19 protein-coding genes are annotated in these 24,008 nt (G+C 35.4%); 14 read left to right on the forward strand and 5 right to left on the reverse strand.

The features are described from left to right. The first annotated feature begins 12 nt into the window (after positions 1 to 12). Positions 13 to 2,391 (forward strand): TonB-dependent receptor, encoded by a 2,379-nt coding sequence (locus K350_RS0106390; protein WP_028979194.1) that lies wholly within the window; start codon positions 13 to 15, stop codon positions 2,389 to 2,391. Between the two features lie 221 nt (positions 2,392 to 2,612). After that, positions 2,613 to 3,230, forward strand: coding sequence for an AlbA family DNA-binding domain-containing protein (locus K350_RS0106395; RefSeq protein ID WP_028979195.1), 618 nt, complete (start codon positions 2,613 to 2,615; stop codon positions 3,228 to 3,230). Positions 3,231 to 3,340: 110 nt separating this feature from the next. On the opposite strand, the gene K350_RS0106400 is transcribed toward K350_RS0106395, so the two are convergent. After that, positions 3,341 to 4,552, reverse strand: coding sequence for a PLP-dependent transferase (locus tag K350_RS0106400; protein WP_028979196.1), 1,212 nt, complete (start codon positions 4,550 to 4,552; stop codon positions 3,341 to 3,343). 279 nt (positions 4,553 to 4,831) lie between these two features. Here K350_RS0106400 and K350_RS0106410 point away from each other — a divergent pair, with 279 nt between their 5' ends. The 4 genes from K350_RS0106410 to K350_RS0106425 all read left to right on the forward strand — a co-directional run bounded on the left by K350_RS0106410 (position 4,832) and on the right by K350_RS0106425 (position 7,786). After that, a complete protein-coding gene (locus K350_RS0106410) occupies positions 4,832 to 5,293 on the forward strand; it encodes an SRPBCC family protein (RefSeq protein WP_028979198.1) in 462 nt (153 codons plus the stop codon). A gap of 71 nt (positions 5,294 to 5,364) precedes the next feature. Beyond that, the gene (locus tag K350_RS0106415; RefSeq protein WP_156026956.1) at positions 5,365 to 6,171 is read left to right on the forward strand and encodes a hypothetical protein; all 807 of its coding nucleotides are present in this window, start codon (positions 5,365 to 5,367) and stop codon (positions 6,169 to 6,171) included. A 34-nt stretch (positions 6,172 to 6,205) separates the two neighbouring features. After that, positions 6,206 to 7,270, forward strand: coding sequence for a S41 family peptidase (locus tag K350_RS0106420; RefSeq protein ID WP_028979200.1), 1,065 nt, complete (start codon positions 6,206 to 6,208; stop codon positions 7,268 to 7,270). A 48-nt stretch (positions 7,271 to 7,318) separates the two neighbouring features. Further along, positions 7,319 to 7,786: a hypothetical protein gene (locus K350_RS0106425; protein ID WP_028979201.1), complete on the forward strand. Its 468-nt coding sequence runs from the start codon at positions 7,319 to 7,321 to the stop codon at positions 7,784 to 7,786. 17 nt (positions 7,787 to 7,803) lie between these two features. On the opposite strand, the gene K350_RS0106430 is transcribed toward K350_RS0106425, so the two are convergent. Beyond that, positions 7,804 to 10,053 (reverse strand): PAS domain-containing sensor histidine kinase, encoded by a 2,250-nt coding sequence (locus tag K350_RS0106430; RefSeq protein ID WP_028979202.1) that lies wholly within the window; start codon positions 10,051 to 10,053, stop codon positions 7,804 to 7,806. 163 nt (positions 10,054 to 10,216) lie between these two features. On the opposite strand from K350_RS0106430, the gene K350_RS0106435 reads away from it, so the two are divergent. The 4 genes from K350_RS0106435 (at position 10,217) to K350_RS27705 (ending at position 13,614) form a co-directional block, all read left to right on the forward strand. After that, positions 10,217 to 10,777 carry a YceI family protein gene (locus K350_RS0106435; protein ID WP_081670916.1) on the forward strand — a complete coding sequence of 187 codons (561 nt, stop codon included), beginning with the start codon at positions 10,217 to 10,219 and terminating at the stop codon, positions 10,775 to 10,777. A 128-nt stretch (positions 10,778 to 10,905) separates the two neighbouring features. Beyond that, entirely contained in the window at positions 10,906 to 11,451 is a 546-nt protein-coding gene (locus K350_RS0106440) for an NUDIX hydrolase (protein ID WP_028979204.1), read from the forward strand. A gap of 205 nt (positions 11,452 to 11,656) precedes the next feature. After that, positions 11,657 to 12,784, forward strand: coding sequence for a CgeB family protein (locus tag K350_RS0106445; RefSeq protein WP_028979205.1), 1,128 nt, complete (start codon positions 11,657 to 11,659; stop codon positions 12,782 to 12,784). Between the two features lie 203 nt (positions 12,785 to 12,987). Then, entirely contained in the window at positions 12,988 to 13,614 is a 627-nt protein-coding gene (locus K350_RS27705; protein WP_051312917.1) for a DUF4142 domain-containing protein, read from the forward strand. Positions 13,615 to 13,679: 65 nt separating this feature from the next. Here the strand turns inward: K350_RS27705 and K350_RS0106455 are convergent, their stop codons facing one another. Then, the gene (locus K350_RS0106455) at positions 13,680 to 13,925 is read right to left on the reverse strand and encodes a hypothetical protein (protein WP_028979206.1); all 246 of its coding nucleotides are present in this window, start codon (positions 13,923 to 13,925) and stop codon (positions 13,680 to 13,682) included. A gap of 66 nt (positions 13,926 to 13,991) precedes the next feature. On the opposite strand from K350_RS0106455, the gene K350_RS30875 reads away from it, so the two are divergent. Continuing rightward, entirely contained in the window at positions 13,992 to 16,376 is a 2,385-nt protein-coding gene (locus K350_RS30875; RefSeq protein WP_051312918.1) for a tetratricopeptide repeat protein, read from the forward strand. Positions 16,377 to 16,418: 42 nt separating this feature from the next. Here K350_RS30875 and K350_RS0106465 read toward each other — a convergent pair whose 3' ends face one another. Together K350_RS0106465 and K350_RS27715 are read right to left on the reverse strand one after the other, a co-directional pair. After that, the gene (locus K350_RS0106465; RefSeq protein WP_028979207.1) at positions 16,419 to 16,727 is read right to left on the reverse strand and encodes a hypothetical protein; all 309 of its coding nucleotides are present in this window, start codon (positions 16,725 to 16,727) and stop codon (positions 16,419 to 16,421) included. A gap of 15 nt (positions 16,728 to 16,742) precedes the next feature. Then, complete coding sequence (locus K350_RS27715) at positions 16,743 to 18,782, reverse strand: OmpA family protein (RefSeq protein ID WP_081670917.1); 2,040 nt, start codon at positions 18,780 to 18,782, stop codon at positions 16,743 to 16,745. Between the two features lie 192 nt (positions 18,783 to 18,974). Between K350_RS27715 and lon the strand changes: the two genes are divergently transcribed. From lon to hslU, 3 genes are read left to right on the forward strand one after another with little or no spacing between them, the layout of a single operon-like run. Beyond that, positions 18,975 to 21,485 (forward strand): endopeptidase La, encoded by a 2,511-nt coding sequence (gene lon / locus K350_RS27720; RefSeq protein WP_051312920.1) that lies wholly within the window; start codon positions 18,975 to 18,977, stop codon positions 21,483 to 21,485. Positions 21,486 to 21,525: 40 nt separating this feature from the next. Next, the gene (gene porQ, locus K350_RS0106480; RefSeq protein ID WP_028979208.1) at positions 21,526 to 22,572 is read left to right on the forward strand and encodes a type IX secretion system protein PorQ; all 1,047 of its coding nucleotides are present in this window, start codon (positions 21,526 to 21,528) and stop codon (positions 22,570 to 22,572) included. Beyond that, on the forward strand, positions 22,572 to 23,972 hold the full coding sequence (hslU, locus tag K350_RS0106485; RefSeq protein WP_028979209.1) for an ATP-dependent protease ATPase subunit HslU: 1,401 nt from the start codon (positions 22,572 to 22,574) through the stop codon (positions 23,970 to 23,972). The genes porQ and hslU overlap by 1 nt, the downstream gene beginning before the upstream one ends. Positions 23,973 to 24,008 lie beyond the last annotated feature (36 nt).

The raw sequence follows: 24,008 nt of genomic DNA on the forward strand, positions 1-24,008 counted from the left end.
AAAACTAAGACGATGAGACTAATTTTTAGCCTTATAATGGCATTGCTATGCCTAAACTTTTCGGTAATAGCACAGCAAGTGACTCAGACTATAAGAGGAACTGTAATTGATAAAAATCTTCAATCACCACTACCAGGAGTAAACGTGGTGATCACAAGTACCAATCCTCCAATGGGAACTGCTACAGATGAGAATGGTAGATTCCGATTTGACAATGTACCTCTCGGAAGACATGAAATAAAAATAATGTATGCAGGATATAAGGAAGGTGGTTCAGCCAACGTGCTGGTTACATCAGGAAAAGAAGTTATCCTGAATATGGACATGGAAGAAGAAATAGAGAATGTAAAAGAAGTTGTTGTAGTAGGACAAAAGGATAAATCACAGGCCAATAACCAGCTTGCTGTTGTCAGTGCAACAAATCTTCGTACAGAAGAGATAAACAGATTTGCGGGATCAAGACAAGATCCGAGCAGGATGGCCTCTAACTATGCAGGAGTTGCCGGTGGAGGAGATCAAAGGAATGATATTATTGTAAGAGGTAATTCTCCAATAGGTGTTTTGTGGAGGCTCGAAGGTGTTGACATTCCGAACCCGAACCACTTTACCTTTACAGGTAACAGCGGAGGTGCATTCAGTATTTTAAATAACAACCTGCTTGCGAATTCAGATTTTCTTACCGGCGCATTTCCTGCTGAATATGGAAATAAAAGCGCAGCGGTGTTTGATGTGAAATTGAGAAACGGAAACAATGAAAAAAGAGAACATACAATTCAGGCAGGGCTTAATGGACTTGAGTTTGTAACAGAAGGACCTATATCAAAGAAATCAGGTAGTTCATATTTGGCAAGCTACAGATTACTCTCTTTTGAAGCATTGAATAAAATTGGTGTAAACTTTGGAGTCAACGGTATTCCACAGTTTCAGGATGCAGCATTGAAAATTAATATACCTACGAAAAAGGCCGGAACATTTACATTATGGGGAATTGGAGGTAAGAGTAAGATCTATATTAAAGATCCGGAACTGGAAATAGACCCTGGTGATCCTTATAAGTTCACAACAGATAATTTTTCCTCCGATATGTATGCTGCAGGTATTTCCAATGCTCACAATATAACTCCTAAAACAACAGGTAAGATAATTCTTAGTACTTCCGGAAGTCGTATTAAAGTGGTTAGTTCAAAGATATATGATATCAAACCAGAATTTTTTGAATTTGATATGTCAAATACCGAGGGCCAGTATATTGCAAACTATACCGTTACGCACAAATTAAGTAGAAGAAATCTTGTAAAAGGAGGAGTTATTTACAGAAGCATTTTCTATAATAATAATTCTAATTATTTCGATGATACCGATAGTTTATTCAAACAAGGTTTAAAGCAAAAAGGCAGCACAGAATTGTTTCAGTCATTTGCGCACTGGCAATTCAGAGTTACAGAAAAGCTTACTTTAAATTCAGGAGTGTATTATCAACGTTTGACTCTAAATGGTACCCAGTCTCTGGAGCCAAGATTGGCAGCGACATATATGGTTACAGAAAAGGATAGAATAAGTATCGCAACAGGACTTCATAGTCAGGCTCAGAACCTGTTTATATATCAGTATAGATTCTATGATGATAAAACTGGAAACTATAATCAGCCAAACAAAAACGTAGGATTTACCAAGAGTCTACACCTTGTTGGAGGATATCAAAGAGCTCTCACTAAAAATCTGAAGTTTAAAACGGAAGCCTATTATCAGCATATGTATAATGTTCCTGTAAGTATCTCACATGAGGATGGAGCAGGGGTATATTCCATCTTAAACACAGGAGCTGATTACGGTTTCTATGTTCTTGACAGCACTGTTAATACAGGAAAAGGGAGAAATTATGGACTTGAACTAACTTTAGAAAGGTATTTCAATAAAGATTATTATTTCTTAACCAATTTGTCACTTCTTAAATCTGAATATCAGGGATCTGATGGAGTATGGAGAAACTCAGCCTTTAACATCGGGTATGTAGTCAATGCACTTGCCGGAAAAGAATTTCACCTTGATGCAAATAATAAAAAGTTGATATCAGTTGACTTTAAAGTAACATCATCTGGAGGAAGAAGAATTATACCAATTGATGCACAGGCGTCCATTCAAAAGGGGGAAGCAGTGTATGACTATAGCAGAGCTTATGAAACGCAGCTAAAAGATTACTTCAGGACTGATTTGAAGATTTCGTACAGACTTAACAAAGCCAAATCAAATCATAATTTCTTTATAGCAGCAGACAATTTGCTCAATACTCAAAATGTATTAACTCAGGAGTGGGATGAGAAGAAAAAAGAAGTAGAAACTTATTATCAGCTTGGGTTATTTCCATACATGGGATACAAGGTGCAGTTTTAATTAAGTACTAAGTACTAAGTAATAAAATTTATTTAATAAAAGACCCAATATTTAAGTTCATGTAAGACAGGGAACTTAAGTATTGGGTTTTTGCTTTAAAATTCAGTTGTAAAAATGTTTAAAATAAGCAGGGTTTATATAAAATTTACATTCAGCTTTGCGTATTCCGCATTCCGCTTTTTTCTTATAACTTACAACTTAAAACTTATAACTTTAAAAGAATGAGTATCAGGCAACAGATAAGGCTGGGAGAAAATGAAGTGCTTGACTTTAAACAAACAATTGGCAGTGTTCAAAAGATTGCCAAGACAATAGTAGCATTTGCAAATACAAAGGGAGGGAAGATATTAGTAGGAGTGAGGGATAATGGAAGTATTGCCGGGGCGAAGGCTGAGGAGGAACGACATATGCTTGAGGGAGCGGCTTCATTTTTTTGTAAACCAGAAATAAAAGTAAATTTTACTGAAGAAATAATTGAAGGTAAAAGTATTTTAATCGCAGAAGTTCCGGAAAGTGATGAAAAACCGCACTATTCAAAGGGAGAAGATGGAAAATGGTGGGCTTATATTCGTGTTAAGGATCAATGCCTCTTAGCAAGTAAAGTAATGCTGGATGTTATGAAAAGTGATACCAGAGGTTTTGATGCTCAGATTACAATTGGAAAAGCTGAGAAGATTATTTTAGAATACCTGGAACATAATGAAAGAATAACATTAAAGGCTTTTTGTAAAATAGCCAATATTTCCAGGTGGAGGGCCAGTAAGATCCTGGTAAATCTTGTCAGGATGAAACTGATAAAAGTGCTTTCTCATGAAAAGGAAGACTATTATTCATTATAACAATCGTACAGTAGGAAAATATACTGGAAATAAAAAAGAGGTTTGCTAAAACCTCTTTTTGGGGGAATTATATTGCCACTTCTGGTTGGAAGGAATGGTGTGATTTTTATTTATATAATTTCATTCAGATTGCTGGTCAGCTGAAGAAATTGCGCTTCAGCTATATTTTTTTTGAGATTATTTAAAGCATATTCTAGTGCAACAACGATACTTATAGTGTCCTCTGGCGCAGAGAATATTATAAGTGGAGCGTTTCCATTCAACACTATTTTTAGTTCTATTCCTGGATTTTTTTCGTTGATTGATTTTATAAATGCTCCTGTTTGAGTCCTGTCTTTAAGATAGAATCCGATTCTGTTTCCAAACCCATTTCTCATATTGGTAAATGCTGGTAAATAACTTTCAGAAGTAGGCAAGCCAGCATAAACTACTTTTGCAATATTATCATTGGTATTTAGGTATTTTGCAATCTGCAATGCATTCTCAGACCTTTTGGATGCTTTTGAATAGATAGTCTCCAATTTATGTATCAGACTTAATGGATCATTTGGAATTTCATATTTATTGTAGTTTGATACGGATTTTCTGAGGACATCTATCAAAGTCACTTTGGAAGAAGTATTTATAGTTTCTGGTCTGATAATTCCATTGTTTATAGTAAGATAAGTTATTTCCTCAGGTGAAGTTTTTACATTGAATTTTGACCAGTCTGTATTTCCCTCAATAATAACTGCCTGTGGAGTGTTTGGAGCATTGTCGAAATATTCACTTGTGCTTTCAATCACTATCGAAGCACCTTTGCTTAAAGGTTTTATAAAATATCCAGCAACTCCATGACTATTGTCTACCACCACAGGTACGTTCTTTTCCTTAGCCACAGCAATGATTCTCGCAAAGTCTGGAATGCTTAGATCGTTTTCACCTATCGTTTCAAGATATATAATGCCTGTTTTATCATCGATTAAACTTTTAAATTCAGGGAGGCTGTATGTTGACAGTGATTTAACTGTTATTCCCAGAATCTGAAGCTTCGATTTTTCTTTTCCCTGGAATGTAGATGGATTAACAGTTACTATGTTTTGTCCTGCAGTGAGTAATGTTTTAAATAAAAGAAATTTAGCAGCATGAAGTGATTTTACCACCAAAGCATTTGTTCCTCCTTCTAATGCAGCAATTCGCTGTTCAAAGAATGTAACTTTTGGATTAGTGGTTGCATAATCCTGACCATAGTCTTCAGCTTTTTCTGAAGGATTTAAATATTCTTCAAACAAATCAGAATTGTTTTCAGATAGAATGTATGGGTTTTTAAATGGATTTTTCATGGCTATATCAGGATTATGTGATGACTTATTTTTATACTCTATTAAATCTATAGACTAAATTAGGTTATAGCGAAGTAAAATCCAAATCATCAAATGAAAAAGTTTTTATCAAAAAGAAGGTTTTGGGGTTAAATGTTTGTTTTTCAGTTATTTTAACAAAAGTAGAAATTCGAAAATTGTTATAAAAAAAGTTGAATTCTGAAAAGTATACCAACAAATTAAGGTTTACCTTTAATATATGAAGCAGATAAATTAGCAGAGTTATATTGAAATTGTCGAATGAAAATATATACAATAAATAGAGTTCAAATATTACCGGTTAAGATAGAGCAAGCATGGGATTTCTTTACTTCTCCTCATAATCTTTCAAAAATTACTCCTTCCTCTTTGAATTTTAAAGTCTTATCAAAAAACGAGGGTCCGATTCATCCAGGGATGATCATTCGCTATAAGGTGCATCCGATATTGGGGATACCTCTTGACTGGGTCACTGAAATAACTCATGTAGCGCATCAGCATTTATTTGTAGATGAACAACGTTTCGGTCCATACGCTTTCTGGCATCATTTGCACAAGTTCAGAGAGGTAAAAGAGGGAGTTGAAATGGAAGATCTAGTGCATTATGCTCTTCCATTTGGTCCGATAGGTTCCCTTGCACACGCTCTTATTGTTAAAAAGAAGGTGAATGAAATTTTCGATTTCAGAGCTAAGATTCTCAAAGAAATTTTAGGAAGTTACTGATCAAAATTCATTTTAAAGACCGAATATTGCCTGGCCAAACAATGTTTTTGGCTAATTCTTATAATAATCAAATGAATCTGAAAAAAAGTCGTCCTATTGCTTTTCTCCTCTTATTTATGGCTTTTGCAATATCTTCAAAAGGTCAGGAAAGCTTTAATAAAATATCTGTCAGTGGTGGTTTAGCGGGAAGCACTTTGAAAGACAAGGTAATTTCAACTTATATTTATAAAAAGAAAAGTATTCCCGTCATAGGTGAATACTCCTATAAAGGGTATAAATCTTTGCTGGGATTGAGGTTATACTTCTTAAAAAGTAAACTTAAAACAGATGAGAATAAAGGTTTCTCCTATTCGGGCGACCTTGGGACTTTTATTCCAGATAAGGTAAATGGTCTTAATCAAAGTCAGGTTAATTTTTTAATGTTCCAAACCAGGTTGTATTATCTGGCAAGGATACATATTGATGACCGCTTCAGTCTAGGACTCGGAGGTTTTGCCCAATATGATTTAATCAACAAAAAATTTTTGGTTCTTGACTATGAAAATAAACTGAAAGAACGTTTCCTTTCTGTCGGTCCCCAGATTATGCCCGTTTACATTTCCGGTCAGCATGAATTTCAATATGCCCTGTCGGCTTCTATATTCAATATAGGTTCAAGAACGTTAACTCCTGAAGAAGGTAGTGGAGCCAAAGCTTCAGGAACATCTTTTTTCAAAAACTATTTTGGTGTGGAAAGCAGGATTACATACAGCTATAGTTTTTCCCAAAATATAGGAATCGATATCAATTATATCTTTTATTATTATCAATTCAAGAAGCCAAGGAAAGAACAGATGGTCATTCAAAATCTGACATTAGGACTGGCTATAATGTTTTAACATTCAACTTTATAAAAGCTAAAAAACTTATTCTGTGAAACTCATTCAGATAAAATATATTTATACTCTTCTGTTGTTGGTTATTTTGTTTTCGGCTTGCGAGAAGGCTTTGATAGAACCCAATAAAAGTTCCTCACCAGAAAAAAACTTTGAAATCTTCTGGAACGATATCAATAACACTTATCCCTTCTTTAAATACGATCATGTAGATTGGCAGGCTGTATATAATTCCAACAGACCTCTCGTAAATGCCTCCACTACAGATGATGAACTTTTTGAAATTTTTAAAAATATGCTACGTCCTTTACTTGATGGACACATTTCATTAAAGAAGCCTAATGGAGAGACTTGGGCAAATGAGAGACATTATCAGTATTACTCCAATTTTAGTTTTAGTCTTGTCAGGGTCAAATACCTTAATAATAAGGTGAATTTTGTAACAGCTCCTGATTATTCCGACAAAACTAAAACTGATACTATCATAAGATATGGTTTTATAAACAGTAATATTCTTTATTTTCATGTAGGAACATTTCTTACCAACCTTCCGATCAGAGATACACTGCGAAATATAGTGAAAAGAAATCCGCAATTGATGGGGGTGATTGTAGACATGCGCAGCAACGGAGGAGGTATCCTATCTGCTGCCCAAAAACTTGCCTCTTATTTTACTGGTACGACTCAGCTATATGGCTATATTAAAAATAAAACCGGTCCTCTTGATAATAATTTCTCAGATAATTACAGACTATATACACAGGGAGATGGGCTTGGCTCATTTGGGACAAAGCCAGCAGCTATTCTGACTAATCGATACGATTTCAGTGCAACAGAGCATTTTGTTATGGCAACAAGGGATCTGACCAATGTGACAACAATAGGTGATACGACCGGAGGAGCATTTAGTCCTATCATCCAAAGGACTTTACCTAATGGGATTCAGTATACAGTAGTTTCCAGCATCACCACAGACAAGCAAAATAATGTTTTTGAGAGGACAGGCTTGGCTCCTGAAATTTATAAAGAACTGACTAATCTGGACTTTCTTGCAGGAAAAGATCCATTGGTAGATGCAGCTATTAATAAAATAAAAGAGTAAGCACTATTAAGGATTAGCCTTTGTTTTTAATGAAAAGAATTATTCGTTATGAACAGGGAAGATTTGAAAGAAGGGGTTTACGCAGGTTTGATTGCAGGTTTGTTTTTCCTTGTAATTCAAATGCTGTTAATGGCATTGTATCTGAAGACTAGTCCATGGGTACCGCCAAGAATGATATCTGCAATGATACTTGGAAAAGGAATTTTAAGTCATCAGAATTTTAATTTAGGTATAGTATTGTTGGCAGGAATTATTCACTTTGCTTTCTCTATAATTTATTCACTTATTCTGGTCTTTCTTATCCGGTTCCAGTCCTTGGCCACTGGCACACTAATCGGAGTAGTTTTCGGACTAGTACTTTATTTTGTTCATTTCTACGGATTCGCTATGTTGTTTCCCTGGTTTGTCGAAGGACGAAATGTTGTAAATGCTTTTGCACATATGATATTTGGTGGTGTATCTGCATTTGTATTCAAAGAACTTCAAATCAGTTATCATTCCAAAGCAGAGTCCTGAAAGTTTTCAAAGTGAGGTTATTCAGGATTAATAGTCTCACTTTGACCACTCTCAATACAAGGGAGAAATATTGAAAATTTACTTCCTTTATTGAGCTCACTTTTAACGTCGATAATGCCTCCGACTTTATCTACAGATGATTTTACTATATAAAGTCCCAGACCGGATCCGGTAGATTTATCGTGACCTCGGTAAAACATATAGAAGATTTTCTCCATAATATCTTCCGGGATGCCTATACCATTGTCTTCAATATTAATTCTTATTCCGTCTGCTTCATTACTCATACTTATGGAAATTTGAGGTGAATCACCGGACCGTTTGAAATCAATGCTGTTCTCTATAAGATTATGGAGAATACTTGTTAGTATAAAAGGATCATAATAAAATTCCTTAAAAAGAAGATTTATATGAAATTCAATGTTTGAAATCCCTACTTTACTTTTGAGATTATCGATAATTTCATTTACCAGCTCTTCTGCAATGATTCGCTCTGGTTCCAGAACTTTTTGTTTGATCTTTGCAAGGTCAAGAAGATTGGTTAAAGTATCATTAAGTCTCTCTGTACGATCTTTAATTAGTTTTATATACTGTAAAGGATGAGCATCCGAAATCTCCATTTCGGCAACCATAGCCAGCCCGATGATGGAAGCAAGGGGACCTCTGAGATCATGAGATGCTTTATAGATATAAGCCTCAAGCTCTGCGTTAGTTTTCTTTAGTTCCGATTCACTTTTTTTCAAGGCTTCTTCAAAATCCTTCCGCTCTGTAATATCGATAATAACACCTTCCAATGAGCTTGAAAATCCTCCATTATTAACTAATCTACCTTGCTCCCAGACCCATTTGATTTTGCCTTCTTTTGTAATAATCCTATACTCTACAAGATAATTGCCATCATTATCAATAGCAGTTTGAACTTCGTCCCAGACTCTTGCTCTGTCCGCAGGATGTATCAGTTTCTGAAATGAAAGAACTTCATTGTTAATGAGGTCTCTTACATCATACCCCGTGAGTTGTTTTACCCCTTCACTAATAAATTCCATGGTCCAGTGTGGGTCGTTTTTGCATTTAAAAACGGCACCTGGAATATTTGACATAATACTTGATAGTCTGTTTTGATTTTCAAGAAGTTGATTTCTTACTTTCTCCAGCCCTGTAGTTTCTCTGGATATCATCAAGACACTACAGACTTCACCTGTACTTGAAAATTCAGGTATAAGCCTTATCGAAAATGAAATAATCCCTTGATGAGATTTGTAATCATTTTCAAACTCTAAGGGAGTTCTTTCCTTTATAGCAATGCGAACCTGCTTTTCGAAAGTTTCATACTCCTTAGGGTCCATACCAAGTTCCTTATAAGTTTTTCCGATAAATGATGAAGGTGGAGTAGAGCTAATCTTTCCGACGGTTCTATTGATGAAAGTAATCTTCAAATCAAGATCTATCCTTACTATTATGTCAGGAGAGTTTTCCAGAAGGGTTTTTAACTCCAGCTCATTTCTTAATTTGATATTTTCATTTTTAATTCTTTCGGTAATGTCAATGCTAAGGCCGACGATTGCCATTACTTCCTGATGCTGCTTTACCGGAGTGATGATAGAGTAGAAATGCTTCTCATCCTGGTTGGCAAAATAGTTTTGTTCCCTCGTTACTGTTTCTCCTTTTCTTAATTTTTCAAAATCTGTTTTCCATTTTGCCAAAAACTCCTGAGAGTCGTCAAGGTCTCTAAAGTTTTTCCCTTTCAAGTCTCCAAAATTTTGAATAGAATGATTATTCTGTAAGAGGAATTTGCCTTCAGCATCCAGTAGCCAATAGTCATATGGCGTGCTTTCAAAAGTAGTTTTAATAGTTTGTTCAAGCAGATCCAGATGTTTTTTTACAGAGTTACTTTCTGTAATGTCATTAATGATTACAAGACCTCCTTCTATTTCTTCACCATTTTTGATAGGGAAATATTTAGCATCAAAAAAAATTTTCTGACCTGTATCGCTTGGAATAAATATGCTGTTTTGAGAGATAGGACTTTTTCCTTTAAGAGTATCAAAAAATTTAGTTCTTGTTTCTTCCTGAAAAAGATGAGGAAATACATCAAAAATAAATTTCCCAATGCACTCTTCAGCCTTTTTTCCCGTCTTTTGCTCCAAAGTTTTATTCCAGACAGTAAATTTTAATCCTGTATCAAAAGCTAATATGCCTTCGGAGCTGCTTTTTATCAGAATCTGAAACATTTCTTGATTAAGATTCAGATTTTTTTCTTCTATCATATCAGGATAGCAATAGGAAAAATTTTTTGAATGATTAAGGCTATTAAAGCCTGAAAATAAAATATTTATTTAATTTCCTTTTACTTAATTACTACTATTTTAGTTTAGCGATCATAACAAGGCAGGGTAGATAAGTGTTAGTTTCTTAGAAAATAATTATGTTATGATGAATAAAAAGGTATCCTACTTATTTCTTAAATCATTTTTCTTCTATTATTTCTTTTTTAATCATGCCTATGCTCAGACTTATACAACAGAAAGTGGACATGCAGAATTTAAGGCAAAAGCTTCATTGAACAGCTATACAGGCAATTCAAATCAGCTTAAAGGAAGTATTAATCTTAAGGAGAAAACTGTTTATTTCTCTGTCCCTTTTGAAAGTATTGATACAGGGATAAAAAAGCGAAATAAACACATGAAGGAATTGATTGAAACAGATAAATATCCTGATGCGGAATTTGAAGGAAAGATCATTTCTGACTTTAATTCAGAGAAGGAGGGCAATCAGAAAGTAACCGTCAAAGGGAATTTTAAAATGCATGGAGTCTCAAGGGAAATAACTGTAGAAGGTACATTAACAAGAACAGGAGACAAGCTCACAGCCAACGCAGAGTGGAAGGTTCTTATCACTGATTACAAAATTACGCCTCCCAAAATATTTGGAAATAAAGTGCAGGATGAACATATCATAGTTATTAATGCCGATATGGAAAAAAGAAATTAATTGTTGAAGAACATTTCAGAGTCTTGCCATATAGACTTATTACCCTTGAATGAATTTCTATCAATATTATTTTTATTTAAGCATTTTTAAATGACCTCTTTGTCAAAGCTTATTTATATTATTGCACTATGATTGAGAAATGGAAAACACTGGCCTCGGAAATAGTATTCAACCATAAATGGTATAAATTAAGAAAGGATCTTGTTCAACTACCTGATGGAAAAATTGTAGATGATTATTTTGTAAGTGTAAGACCTGAGGTTGTAATTATTTTTGCCATAACTAAAAGTAAGAAGGTTGTCCTTGTAAAGCAGTACAAACATGGCTCCGGTGAAATATTAATTGAGTTACCCGGAGGTATCTATGATCCGGACACTGAAAGTCCGGAAGAAGCAGCTTTAAGGGAGCTTAAGGAAGAAACCGGATACTCAGGTAAAGTTGTGAAAATAGCAGAACTGATAGATAATCCAACTAAAGACACGAATAGAATTTCTTTATATGGAGTTAAAAATGCTGTTAAATCCGGAGAACAGAATCTTGATGAAACAGAAGCTATAGAGGTACTTTTGGTATCGGTAGAAGAGCTGAAAACAATGCTTTTACAGGGAGAAATCAAAGTTTCAGGTTCGGTAGCAGGTGCAATGCTCGCACTTCATAAATTAAATATTGAGTAAAATTTTTAGATTGTTACTTTTAACATTTTTTCTATTTGAAAGTTAAAACTTCTGTTCACTTTATCTGACAAACATAAAGCTAAAATAAAATATATAAGGTGGAACACTCTGATGTTTCATTCTGAAATCACACAGTGCATTGGTGGAGCTGGTGAAGTACGCCTGCTCTTTTGGTCTAAATAAACATTTTAACATATATCATTATATGAAAATCGTAATGTTTTATCAATCCCTCATATCTGACTGGAATAATGGTAATGCGCATTTTTTAAGAGGAATAATTTCGGAATTGAAATCCAGAGGGCATGATGTTAAATTATATGAACAGGATGGAAATACCTGTATCCAGAATCTTGTATTAGAGCACGGTCAGAAAGCTGTTAAAGAGTTTTATTCTTTTTACCCTGACTTAAGCACAAATTTTTATAATCCTTTAAAACTAAATCTTGATAATATTTTAAAGGAAGCTGACCTAGTTATAGCTCATGAGGCTAATGACCCAGAGATGATTGCAAGGATTGGCGAAGTGAAAAGTAAACATAAATTTAAGCTGTTGTTCCATGTTACAAATCATAGGGTTGTAACTGACAAAGAAGCAATAGAAAAATATAATCTTGGTAACGTAGATGGAGTATTGGCATTTGGGGATGTTATAAAAAATATTTTTCTCATAGAAGGCTGGGCTAAAAGAGCCTGGGCATGGCATGAAGCGGCTGATACCAGAATGTTTTATCCGAGAAGTAAATCTTACGAAGGAGACCTTGTCTGGATAGGAAATTATGATGAGGAAAGAAGTGTTGAACTACAGGAGTTTTTGATCAATCCTGTGAAAGAACTAAAATTGAAAGCTAAAGTATATGGAGTAAGATTTCCGGAAAGTGTTATCAAAGCTTTTAAAGACGCAGGCATTGAATATGGTGGGTGGTTACCGAACTTTAAAGTGCCGGACATCTTTGCCAAATACCGTGTTACTGTACACATTCCCCGCAGACCATATGTTCAGCTATTACCAGGTATACCTACAATAAGACCTTTTGAAGCACTTGCTTGCGGTATCCCTTTAATTAGCGCTCCATGGAGCAATTGTGAAAACCTGTTTTCTCCAGGTAAGGACTATCTGGTAGCAAGAACAGGAAAACAAATGGTATTACATCTTGCAGCTGTTTTGAATACAAGTATAAATGAAGCGCTTTCTATTTCAGGCCTGAGAGCAATTAATAAAAAACATACCTGTTTTCACAGAGTAAATGAACTTGAAAAAATCTGCGAAGAGATTGGAATAGACAGATCCAGAATATCTTCGAGCAGACAAGAAATATATGTTGCTAAATAAGTTACTTTGTTTTAATTGTTTAATTGTGGGGAGAGCCTTTGCAAAGAAGGCTCTCTTTTTTTTAGTCTTTATCTCTGCTTTAATATACTTATGATAGAATTAATTGATGAATAAGGGATAAGAATATTTTTTACTTTAAAGACGTAAACATTCATGTGTGTAGTCTGGTTAGTTGTTTGAAAAGAGAAAACTCCAAACAAAACATGAAAAAAATAAAGATTCTTGCAGGTTGCCTCAGTGTATTGTTATATGCTACGGCATGTAATTCAGGTAATGAAAAACAAACTGCCGAAGTGAAACAGGCTGCCATTGAACCTAAAAAGGTTGTGGAAGTGACCGTAATGGACCCTAAAGAATTTGTTCAGAAAGCCGCTACCGGTGGAATGGCTGAAGTAGAAATGGGTAAACTAGCAGTTAAAAATGCCAAGGATAAAGAAGTTAAAAGTTTTGCTCAAATGATGGTAGATGAGCACACCAAAGCAAATACTGAGCTGAAGAAAATCGCTACCAAACAAAATATTACAGTGCCAACTTCTGTGGGTGAGGAAAAAACAATGATGATGAATGAGCTGAAAAAGAAGACAGGTACGGAGTTTGATAAAGCTTATATCAAAGATATGGTTGACAGCCATAAAAAAATGCTGGATCTTTTTCAGAAAGCATCTACTGAACTTAAAGATACTGAACTGAAGAACTATGCTGCTACTAACATTAAAACCATTCAAATGCATTATGACAAAGCTACTGCTTTAGAATCAAAGCTTAATGCAACAAGCAGCACAAAAATGAATAACAGCAATATGGAGAATAGCAAAATGAACTCTCATTAATAAGTAATTAATTAACTTTAGATTTATTTTTTCTTAAAACCTGTATTGAAAAGATACAGGTTTTATTATTTATGAAAATCACATTTCCTTTTAATCTCTTCATATTCTTCTTCTGTAATTGAGATGAGATATCCATGCTCATTTTCCGTAAGATCTCTGATATAATTTCTTTCTGGAAGTTGAGTAGCTTCTATCGTGTAAAATAGATATTTTGTGCCTATCCGTTTAATCTCTTCAAAGTATACATATGAAGTTATTTTATAGTAAGTACTGTCGCTCGCGGTCTTCTTGAATAAAGGAAAATTTACCATTATGATTCAATATTATTTCGCAATAAATTTACCTGTCTAAGGTTATTTTAGGTAATATTTTAGTTTATGAGTGTTGTTTTTGAAAAAGACAAAAAACAGAATTTAAATCTTATTCTTTTAATTATTCTTACGGGAATATTAACTTATTTAAGTTATGCTCCTGTTCTGAAGAATAAATTTACAAATTGGGATGATCCGAATTACGTTACTGAAAGTCCGTTTATAAAACTTATAGAAAAGGGAAATTATAAACCCTATTTTACGGAGAATCATATGGGAAATTACCATCCTTTTTCTCTTATTTCTCTATCGTTGGATTATCAATCAGATAAATTTAATCCTTTACCCTATCACAGAACAAATCTTATTCTGCATATTTTAAATTCGGTTCTCGTATTTCTGTTGATATACAGATTACTCGAAAATAGCTATACCGCTTTTTTTACCGCTTTATTATTTGGAGTCCATCCGATACACGCAGAATCCGTAGCCTGGATAGCCGAAAGAAAGGATGTTCTTTTCACGTTTTTCTTCCTTATTTCACTATGGCTTTATGCAGGATTCGCTAAAGAAAAGAATTACGTTTATTATGGCCTATCTTTGGTCTTCTTTATTTTCAGTTTGTTATCAAAGGGAATGGCAGTTTCTTTGGCTCCTACTCTTTTTCTGCTGGATTATTTTTATGGGAGAGATATAAAATCTATAAAAGTAATTTTGGAGAAAATTCCTTTTTTTCTACTTGCATTAGGTTTTGGTATATTAGCTGTGTATGCACAGAGCTTAGGGCCAGATACAGAAGGAATCCCTGATTATAATTTATTTAAGCGTCTGGTATTTGCAGGATATGGATGCTCTCAGTACATACTAAAGCTTTTGTGGCCATATGATCTGGTTGCTTTTTATCCATATCCCAAAGCTGAAATACCATTTTACTATTATGCTGCTTTCCTCTCAGTCACATGCTTTTTTACCTGGCTTGTTATTTTCTTTAGAACGAATAAAATAGTAATCCTCTCAGTCATTTTCTTCATATTGAATATTGTTCTAGTACTTCAGATACTTCCTGTTGGCAAGGCTCTTATGGCAGATCGTTATGCCTATCTACCTTCCATTGGTTTTTTTCTATTGCTGGTGTTTGCTGTTGATAAGGTTCTGAGTTTTCAAAAAGGATATTTGATTGGACGGGGAATATTAGCCTTATATATTTTGGCTCTGGGAATTTATAATTATTCACATGTACAAGTGTGGAAAGACAGCTTTTCATTATGGAATTATGCAATTGGGCATATTCCTTCTGATGTGGCTTTTAACAACAGAGGTGTAGAATTCAATAAAACCGGGGAATATAAACAGGCAATTGAGGATTTTAATAAAGCTATAGAATTAAACCCGACTCATAAGGAAGCTTATAATAACCTTGGTGTAGCGCTTGCTAACCTGGGTAAAAATAAGGAAGCAATATCAGCATATGATAATGCTTTAAAAATTCATCCAACCTATGTTAATGCACTTTATAACAGGGGAAATTCTTATGCAAAGCTCAATGAAGCAAATACTGCTTTAAATGATTATGATCAGGTGCTGAAGCTTGATCCAAAGTATTTATCTGTTTACAATAACAGGGGACTTGTTCTCAAAAGTCTTGGCAAGCTGAATGAGGCATTGAATGATTTTGATAAGGCAATCCTTTTTGATCCTGACAATGCTGATGCTTATAGCAACAGAAGTATGGTGAAGTATGCATTGAATGATGCTAAAGGAGCAATGGAAGATAATCAAAAGGCTATGTCAATTAACCCAAATGTAAGTGTAGCTTACCTTAACAGCGGAATTGCCAAATGCAAGCTTAATGATTTTAAAGGAGCTCTGGAAGATTTTAATAAGGCAGTCACTATAAATCCTTCGGATAAAGAGATTTATCTTAACAGAGGTATAACATATTACCATATTCAATCTGTTGAGCTTGCCCTTAAAGATTATAACAAGGCTATTGAGCTGGATTCCACATATGGAGAAGTATTTTTGAATAGGGGAATATTAAAGGCAAATACCGGAAATGTAAACGGTGCAATCAGTGATTATGCGAAGGCAGCTATTTATATACCTGAAAATCCTTTGGTTTATGGCAACCGAGCCATCCTTAAATTTGCATCAAATGATTTTAAGGGAGTAATAGAAGATCTTAATATGGCTATAGTTCTAGATCAAGACTATGCTGACGCTTATTGTAACAGAGGTCTGGCCAAAGCCAATCTGGGAGACAAAGCCGGAGCAATGAAAGATTATAACAAAGCTTTGGAATTAAATAAGTCTTTTGGACTGGCTTACAATAACAGAGGAGTGTTACGCTATCAGACCGGAGATAAACAAGGCGGATGTGCAGACTGGCATGAAGCACTCAAACTAAATTTTGAAGGTAGTAGAGCATTCATACAGGCATATTGCAAATAGACAACCTCTCTAAACCATAAAAATGGAAGGTAGAACTTCCTGTTATGAATTAAGAAAATAAGTTACGAATTCTAAAATTAAGGTTTTAGCTGCTGGCTGAAGTTCAATTGAATTTGTAGCAAGATGGGAGGTGAAATCTCCCAATAGCTCGTCTATTCGAAGTAGCTGATCTTTTCTTTCCAGATTTTTGTGAAAGGAGATATATTCAACAAAAAGATTTAATCTTAATACCTCTGTAGATTTTGGAATATCATCAGTATCTGCTTTTGAGTCCAAAAACTTTAAAATAGCCTCCTCCAGTTCTTGCTGGAAGAATTCATAGGGAGGCATATCGTCAAGAGATGAAGACATAGTGATAGGAATGTATTATTTCTTTTCAGGTCTGATAATTTCAAATTCAACCCTTCTGTTGATTCTTTTATCTTCGTCTGTCTTTTCCTCCACAATCGACTTCTGGTTTCCGAATCCAAGTGCTTCGATTCGGTCAGGATCAATCTGCCCTTTGGCAATAATATATTCTTTAATTGCCTGAGCTCTTTTTTGAGATAATTTCAAGTTCAGGTCAGAGTTTCCGTCAGAGTCTGTGTGCCCGGAAATCCTGAGCTTAAGAGTAGGGTTGTCCAAAAGGAAGTTTACAACCTTATCAAGGTCAGGTTCCATTTCTGTACGTATTTGGGAACTTCCTCCTTCAAACTCAATAGAGGCAAATTTCCATTTGTTATATTTCAGCCCTGGTGTATGAAGGTTTAAAGTAGTATCGCCATCCAGGTGAAATTTTTGTTCCACTCTAAAGAAATCCTCTCCCTGAATCACAAGCAAGTAATCATTATTATCAATCAGGTCAAATTCAAAAGAGCCATCCGGCCTCATAAACTTAGGAGCTACCTCAATACCATTCGTTAAGTCAATAATGGAAACAATACCTTTATATGGGTTTCCTGTAGCTGTATCTGTAAGAGATCCTGAAAATTTAATATTTGCAGTTGGTTGCGCTTCCATCGGAAGTGGGAAGCTATACAGGTCCAGATTCTTAGGATCTATTACTTCTGTCTTAGCATAAAACAGATCTTTTGACTTTGGATCAATTGTAAAGTAATATTCTTCTCCTTGCCCATTTACTAGTGGTCCTATGTTTTTAGGCTCAGTCCATCTTCCGTTTAGTTTTACGGATTTGTAAATATCCATTGTATGGAAACTATAGTCTGTAGAATCCAAATCTCCAAAGTTCAGTAACTGACCATTTGAACTAAAATAAAATACATCGTGAGCTGCGTGATAAAATGGACTTACTTCATTACCTCTGGTATTGAATATTGGGCCCATGTTCTGCGCAGGTGCCCAGCCTTTCGGTGTCTTATAAGTAAAGTAAATGTCAGAAAGTCCGAACCCTCCAATTCTGTCGGAAGCAAAGTAAAGCGTATCTTCTGTATGTGAAAGGGTTGGGTGAGAATCCCATGAAACACTATTCACTTGAGGTCCGAGGTTTTCTGGTACAGTCCATGTAGAGTCTTTAAAGTAACTCACGTAGATATCGCAGCTTCCCATGCAGTCTCTGCAGTCGTACTTATATTCTTCTACGATGCATCTGCTGAAGAATAATGTTTTACCATCTCTGCTGAGGTATGCAGATCCTTCATTACAATGAGAATTTATGACATTCGAGAAAGGGTAAGATTCGTCCCAGAAACCGTCATAATTTTTGCTTACATATAGTTCTTCATTTTCTCTGAAGGACAATTTAGTAGCACTCAGTTCTTTTTTCCTTTTAGTAAACACCAGTAAATCTTGCTCTGCGTGATAGCTAGGCCCGTAATCAGGAAATTTATTGTCGTTTACGAGCTCTCCCATATTCAGAAATACACTTTTGGGAGGAATCAGTGTATCAATGGCTTTTCTGTATTCTACAAGGTCATAATAATACTGAAGCGGAACATAAAATTCCTTTTTGTCAGTATTCAATGTGTCATAATGTAGTAATATTTTCCTGAGTTCTTTGCCTCTATGGTGTTTGAGGATAATACGATAAAGGGATTTGGCTTTGTTTGCTCTGCCGAAATGTTCGTACAACTGGGCTAGCTTCCAAAGCAATACAGGGTTTTGGGAGAAGTTATCTATTCCAAAATTGCTTACATAATTTTCCAGGACAGGAAGTAATGCGGCATAGTTTTTCTGGTCCTCTAGTTTTCGGATCAACGCCAATTGCTTAGGATCCTGATAGAAGGGGACTTTGTTGAGATTTTTAAATTCAATGGAGAAATTTTCATCAATGGCTTTCAAAGAATCAGGATTTCCCAAAGAAACATCTCTGGTAGTATAATTTTTTTTATTTCTCTGTGCAGTAGCAGTTTGAAAACTAAAAAAAATAAACTGGGTTATGATAATGATTAATAAACTATGAGACCTCATTAAGCGCTTCAAAATAAATTCTGCCTCAGACACTAACGACAAAGTACATGATATATGATATAAAAATCAAGTTTGAAAACGAAATAATTGGCACGAGGGTTGTAAACATTTAATTCTGCATATTATTTTGTGAAAAACTAATAACTTGTGCCATCTTGGCAACGAAATCGTAAAAAAGGGAAGGGATAGAAAATGAATAATAAAAAGAAGGAGAGAATATCAATTTTTTTACCTAAGTTTTTAGAAGGTGATACCGGGGAAATGATCCCCCTTTTATCTCCTGAGGAAGAAGAGGAACTTAACAAAGAAGGGACACCAGATGAGTTACCTATACTACCCGTCAGAAATACTGTACTATTTCCTGGTGTTGTGATTCCCATTACGGTTGGAAGACAAAAATCAATAAGACTTGTAAAAAAAGCTTACAAAGGCAATAGAATCATTGGCGTTGTAGCACAGGAAAATGCTACTACTGAAGAGCCTCAGATACAAGATTTATATAAAGTCGGAACTGTTGCCAAGATCCTGAAAATGCTGGTAATGCCAGATGGTAATACGACCATTATCATACAGGGAATGAAGCGGTTTCAGATCGAAGATGTATTTCAGGAAAACCCTTTCATAATAGCCAAGATAAAAATTCTGGAAGAAAATTTTCCGGATATTAAAAAGAAAGAGGTTAAAGCACTGCTTCAGTCATTAAAAGATTCTGCAAATAAAATTTTAAAACTTAATCCTGAAATTCCTCAGGATGCACAGATTGCTCTGAATAATATTGAAAGCCCCTCTTTCCTGACTCATTTTCTTTCTTCAAATATCAATACTGAGGTAAAGGAGAAGCAAAATCTGCTGGAAATCAATGATGGTTTGAAAAGAGCGACGCTCTTACTGGAGTACATGATGAAAGAGATCCAAATGCTTGAATTGAAGCAGGAGATCCAGAGCAAAGTTCACTCAGATATTGATCAGCAACAAAGAGATTATTATCTGCGTCAGCAGATTAAGGTACTACAGGATGAGCTTGGATACGAATCTTCAGACCAGGATATTGACAATCTGAAAAAGAAGGTAGAAAATAAGCAATGGCCTGAGGCTGTAGCTAAGCATTTCCATAAAGAACTTGAGAAAATCGAGCGCATGAATCCTATGGCGTCCGAATATCCTCTTTCTATGAACTATGTGGAATTTCTTGCGGAACTGCCTTGGAATGAATACAGCAAAGACAATTTTAATCTTAAAAGGGCCAAGAAAATACTAGACGAGGATCATTTCGGACTCGAAAAAGTAAAAGAAAGAATTATTGAATATCTGGCAGTTCTGAAGTTGAAAAACAACATGAAAGCTCCAATCCTTTGCTTGTATGGCCCTCCAGGTGTTGGAAAAACATCTTTAGGTAAGTCTATAGCCAAAGCTTTGAACCGAAAGTATGTCAGAATGTCATTAGGCGGGGTTAAGGATGAAGCAGAAGTTCGGGGACATAGAAAAACCTACGTCGGAGCGATGCCTGGCAGAATTATTTACAATATCAAAAAAGTACAGAGTTCTAACCCTGTCTTTATTCTTGATGAAATAGATAAAATCGGTTCAGACTTTAGAGGAGATCCTTCTTCTGCTTTGTTAGAGGTTCTTGATCCAGAGCAGAATTCTACTTTTGTGGACAACTACCTGGAAGTAGAATATGATCTCTCAAAAATCTTATTCATAGCCACAGCAAATTCCCTTGATACCATTCACCCTGCTCTTTTGGACAGGATGGAAATCATTGAAATTAATGGATATACGCTTGAGGAGAAAGCCCATATTGCAAAAGATTATCTAATTCCAAAGCAAAAAGAGGAACATGGACTGAAAGAAGAAGATGTTCAGTTCAGTAAAAAAGCAATTAATAAAATTATCGAAGATTATACCAGAGAGTCAGGTGTAAGAAGTCTTAACAGAAAAATAGGTGCGGCAGTAAGAGGCGTAGCTAAGTCTGTTGCGATGGAAGAGAAGTATAATAAGCTACTGGAACCGGAAGATGTTGTTAAATTGCTTGGACCTGAAGATTTTGAAAGAGAAATTTATCAGGATAATGAACTGGCTGGTATTGTAACTGGCCTTGCCTGGACTTCTCACGGGGGAGAAATCCTATTTATTGAATCCAGTTTGAATAAGGGAAGAGGTAAAGTGATTTTATCAGGGCAGTTGGGAGAAGTGATGAAAGAATCTGCAACTGCTGCTTTGTCATACCTGAAAGCCAATGCTGAAAAATTCGGCATCAACCATAAAATTTTTGATCACTTCGATCTTCATATTCACGTTCCTGCCGGAGCCGTTCCAAAAGACGGGCCATCTGCCGGGATTACTATCTTTACCTCATTAGCATCTATATTTACCCAGAGAAAGGTAAAAAGAAATATTGCCATGACAGGTGAAATAACACTTAGAGGGATTGTGTTGCCAGTTGGCGGTATAAAAGAAAAAATTCTGGCCGCCAAAAGGGCCGGGATTAAAGAAATAGTACTTTCGACAAAGAACAGAAAGGATATATTGGAAATTAAGCCTGAGTATATTAAAGATCTGGTAATTAATTATGTAGATAATGTAGATCAGGTTATTGAAATAGCTTTACTTAAAACAAAAGTCAAGAAACCAATAGATCTTTCAGTAATTGAGCACCCTGTTCCGGGAGCTGGTAAAATGTCAAAAATTGAAATAAACTAAATTATTGTTCGTTTATGGACAAAATAATTTTTTAAAGTAAATGACAATAAGGTTTACATCGCTCTTTTTATTAGTTTTTGGATTATCCTATACTATTGCCAATGCGCAATTAGGTGGTAGAGCATCATATCAGTTTCTTAATGTCCCGGTAAATACCAGGATTGCCGGTTTGGGAGGTATCAATATCTCTCAACCGGGAATTGATGTTAATTTAATGACTCAAAATCCTGCAACACTTTCAGATTCACTACGGAATTATCTTTCTATTAACTATTTACCATACCTGGCTGATGTAAGAGCTACAATGGTAAATTATGCATTTAATGCCGGAAAAACAGGAACATGGGGAGTAGGTATGCGGTATTTTGATTATGGAACCTTCAGTGGTGCAGACCTTGCCGGTAATAGCACAGGTGACTTTAAATCAAAGGAATATGCCTTCACTGTAGCTAAATCTCATACAATTAATCACTTCACATTAGGGGTATCATTAAATCTGGCTTTTTCTCAAATTGGAACATACAATTCTGCTGCACTACTTACCGATTTGGGAGGTGTATTCAAGCATCCTAAAAAAGATTGGGCAATAGGTCTTGTAATTAAAAATGTAGGTGTGCCTTTGAAAAAATACGTGCCGGGAGAAAGCGTCGATTTACCTACCGATGTTCAGTTGGGGACAAGCTTCAAACCGGAGCACATGCCTGTTAGATTGTCATTGACAGCTCATCACCTGCATAAATGGGATATTGTTTATGATGATCCAAATCAAAAAGGCAAGGTAGATCTGAATGGAAATGTTATAAAGGAGAAGGTCTCATTTGGAAGTAAAATGCTATCGCACTTTGCTGTTGGAGCGGAGTTTTTGATGTCTAAAAATTTCCAATTAAGAGCTGGTTATAACTTTTTACGAAGAAAAGAATTAAAAGAAGAAAGTAAATCTGGGGGAGCCGGACTTTCAATAGGTGGTATGATCAGGATAAAATATTTTGAGTTTGCCTATACAAGATCATTTTATTATATCGGAACAGGTACCAACCATTTTACTCTAACTACGGATTTTAACAGGATATTTAAAAAGAGGATCTGATGATTGATAATAACAGTTATTTAACTCCCAGGCAAATTGTGGAGGAGCTTGATAAATATATTATAGGTCAGCACGAAGCGAAGAGAAATGTTGCTATTGCCTTGAGAAACAGATGGAGGCGCATGAATGCCGGACAGGATATGCAAAAGGAGATCGTTCCTAATAATATTCTGATGATTGGCGCCACTGGAGTAGGTAAAACGGAAATAGCCAGAAGATTGGCAAAAGTAGCTGACGCTCCCTTTACTAAAGTGGAGGCTTCAAAATTTACAGAAGTTGGATATGTGGGAAGGGATGTTGAGAGCATGGTAAGGGACCTTGTGGAGCAGTCTGTAAACATGGTCAAAGCCCGCAAAAAAGAAGATGTTAAAGCTAAGGCAGCACAAATAGTTGAAGATATTATCCTTGACGCTCTTATTCCTCCATTAAAAAAGAATAGTCCGTCAGGAATTTTTACAGGAGAAGTTCCATCTCCTTCTTCATCCGATGATGACCATGAACTCAATGAAAGAACCAGAGAAAAGTTTAGAGAAAAAATTAAATCAGGTGAGCTGGATGAAAGGAAAATTGAAATAAATGTTTCTTCGAGTAGCAATCCTGGTGTAGGAGTAATCGGAGGGGGAATGGATGAAGTTTCCATGATGAATATTCAGGAAATGATTAGTGGCATGATGCCTAAAAAATCCAAGAAGAGGAAAGTAGCTATTGGTGAAGCCAGACAACTATTGTTGGAAGAAGAGGCGGCAAAACTGATAGATATGGATGAGGTGAAGGAGGAGGCTATCAGAAAGGCTGAAAATACAGGAATAATTTTTATTGATGAAATTGATAAAATAGCTTCTGGCTCCAGAAAAAATGGAGGCGGTGGTCCTGATGTGAGCAGAGAAGGAGTACAGAGAGACCTTTTGCCTATCGTAGAAGGAAGTTCTGTAAATACCAAATATGGGGTGATACAGACTGATCATATTCTTTTTGTAGCTGCTGGAGCATTTCACATTTCCAAACCATCAGATTTAATTCCGGAATTGCAAGGAAGGTTTCCGATAAGAGTAGAGCTGAACAGCCTTACTAAAGATGACTTTTTTCAGATACTGAAGGCCCCGAAAAATGCCTTGACAAAACAGTATCAGGCTATGCTGAATGCAGAGGGAGTTGAGCTTTCATTTTTGGAAGATGCTTTGGAGAAAATAGCTGAAATTGCCTTTCATGTAAATACTGAAGTTGAAAATATAGGGGCAAGAAGGCTTCACACTGTAATGAGTCACTTACTGAATGAAATAATGTTCGATGTTCCAGAAAAAATTGGACCAAATGCAAAAATTTTAATTACTAAAGAAATTGTATCTGAAAGATTGTCCGGACTAGTTAAAAATCAGGATTTAAGTCAGTATATATTGTAACAAAAAAATATTTTTTTTAAAAAAAAGGCAGATAAG

It is taken from the genome of Sporocytophaga myxococcoides DSM 11118 (assembly GCF_000426725.1).
Classification (GTDB): domain Bacteria; phylum Bacteroidota; class Bacteroidia; order Cytophagales; family Cytophagaceae; genus Sporocytophaga; species Sporocytophaga myxococcoides.

What these genes read in the sequence shown, in the direction of transcription:
- K350_RS0106410 (WP_028979198.1), top strand. Translation starts at nt 4,832, where the DNA reads ATGAAAATATATACAATAAATAGAGTTCAAATATTACCGGTTAAGATA.
- K350_RS0106435 (WP_081670916.1), top strand. Translation starts at nt 10,217, where the DNA reads ATGATGAATAAAAAGGTATCCTACTTATTTCTTAAATCATTTTTCTTC.
- K350_RS0106440 (WP_028979204.1), top strand. Translation starts at nt 10,906, where the DNA reads ATGATTGAGAAATGGAAAACACTGGCCTCGGAAATAGTATTCAACCAT.
- K350_RS0106395 (WP_028979195.1), top strand. Translation starts at nt 2,613, where the DNA reads ATGAGTATCAGGCAACAGATAAGGCTGGGAGAAAATGAAGTGCTTGAC.
- K350_RS0106465 (WP_028979207.1), bottom strand. Translation starts at nt 16,727, where the DNA reads ATGTCTTCATCTCTTGACGATATGCCTCCCTATGAATTCTTCCAGCAA.
- hslU (WP_028979209.1), top strand. Translation starts at nt 22,572, where the DNA reads ATGATTGATAATAACAGTTATTTAACTCCCAGGCAAATTGTGGAGGAG.
- K350_RS0106455 (WP_028979206.1), bottom strand. Translation starts at nt 13,925, where the DNA reads ATGGTAAATTTTCCTTTATTCAAGAAGACCGCGAGCGACAGTACTTAC.
- porQ (WP_028979208.1), top strand. Translation starts at nt 21,526, where the DNA reads ATGACAATAAGGTTTACATCGCTCTTTTTATTAGTTTTTGGATTATCC.
- K350_RS30875 (WP_051312918.1), top strand. Translation starts at nt 13,992, where the DNA reads ATGAGTGTTGTTTTTGAAAAAGACAAAAAACAGAATTTAAATCTTATT.
- K350_RS0106390 (WP_028979194.1), top strand. Translation starts at nt 13, where the DNA reads ATGAGACTAATTTTTAGCCTTATAATGGCATTGCTATGCCTAAACTTT.
- K350_RS0106400 (WP_028979196.1), bottom strand. Translation starts at nt 4,552, where the DNA reads ATGAAAAATCCATTTAAAAACCCATACATTCTATCTGAAAACAATTCT.
- K350_RS27715 (WP_081670917.1), bottom strand. Translation starts at nt 18,782, where the DNA reads ATGAGGTCTCATAGTTTATTAATCATTATCATAACCCAGTTTATTTTT.
- lon (WP_051312920.1), top strand. Translation starts at nt 18,975, where the DNA reads ATGAATAATAAAAAGAAGGAGAGAATATCAATTTTTTTACCTAAGTTT.
- K350_RS27705 (WP_051312917.1), top strand. Translation starts at nt 12,988, where the DNA reads ATGAAAAAAATAAAGATTCTTGCAGGTTGCCTCAGTGTATTGTTATAT.
- K350_RS0106445 (WP_028979205.1), top strand. Translation starts at nt 11,657, where the DNA reads ATGAAAATCGTAATGTTTTATCAATCCCTCATATCTGACTGGAATAAT.
- K350_RS0106430 (WP_028979202.1), bottom strand. Translation starts at nt 10,053, where the DNA reads ATGATAGAAGAAAAAAATCTGAATCTTAATCAAGAAATGTTTCAGATT.
- K350_RS0106415 (WP_156026956.1), top strand. Translation starts at nt 5,365, where the DNA reads ATGAATCTGAAAAAAAGTCGTCCTATTGCTTTTCTCCTCTTATTTATG.
- K350_RS0106425 (WP_028979201.1), top strand. Translation starts at nt 7,319, where the DNA reads ATGAACAGGGAAGATTTGAAAGAAGGGGTTTACGCAGGTTTGATTGCA.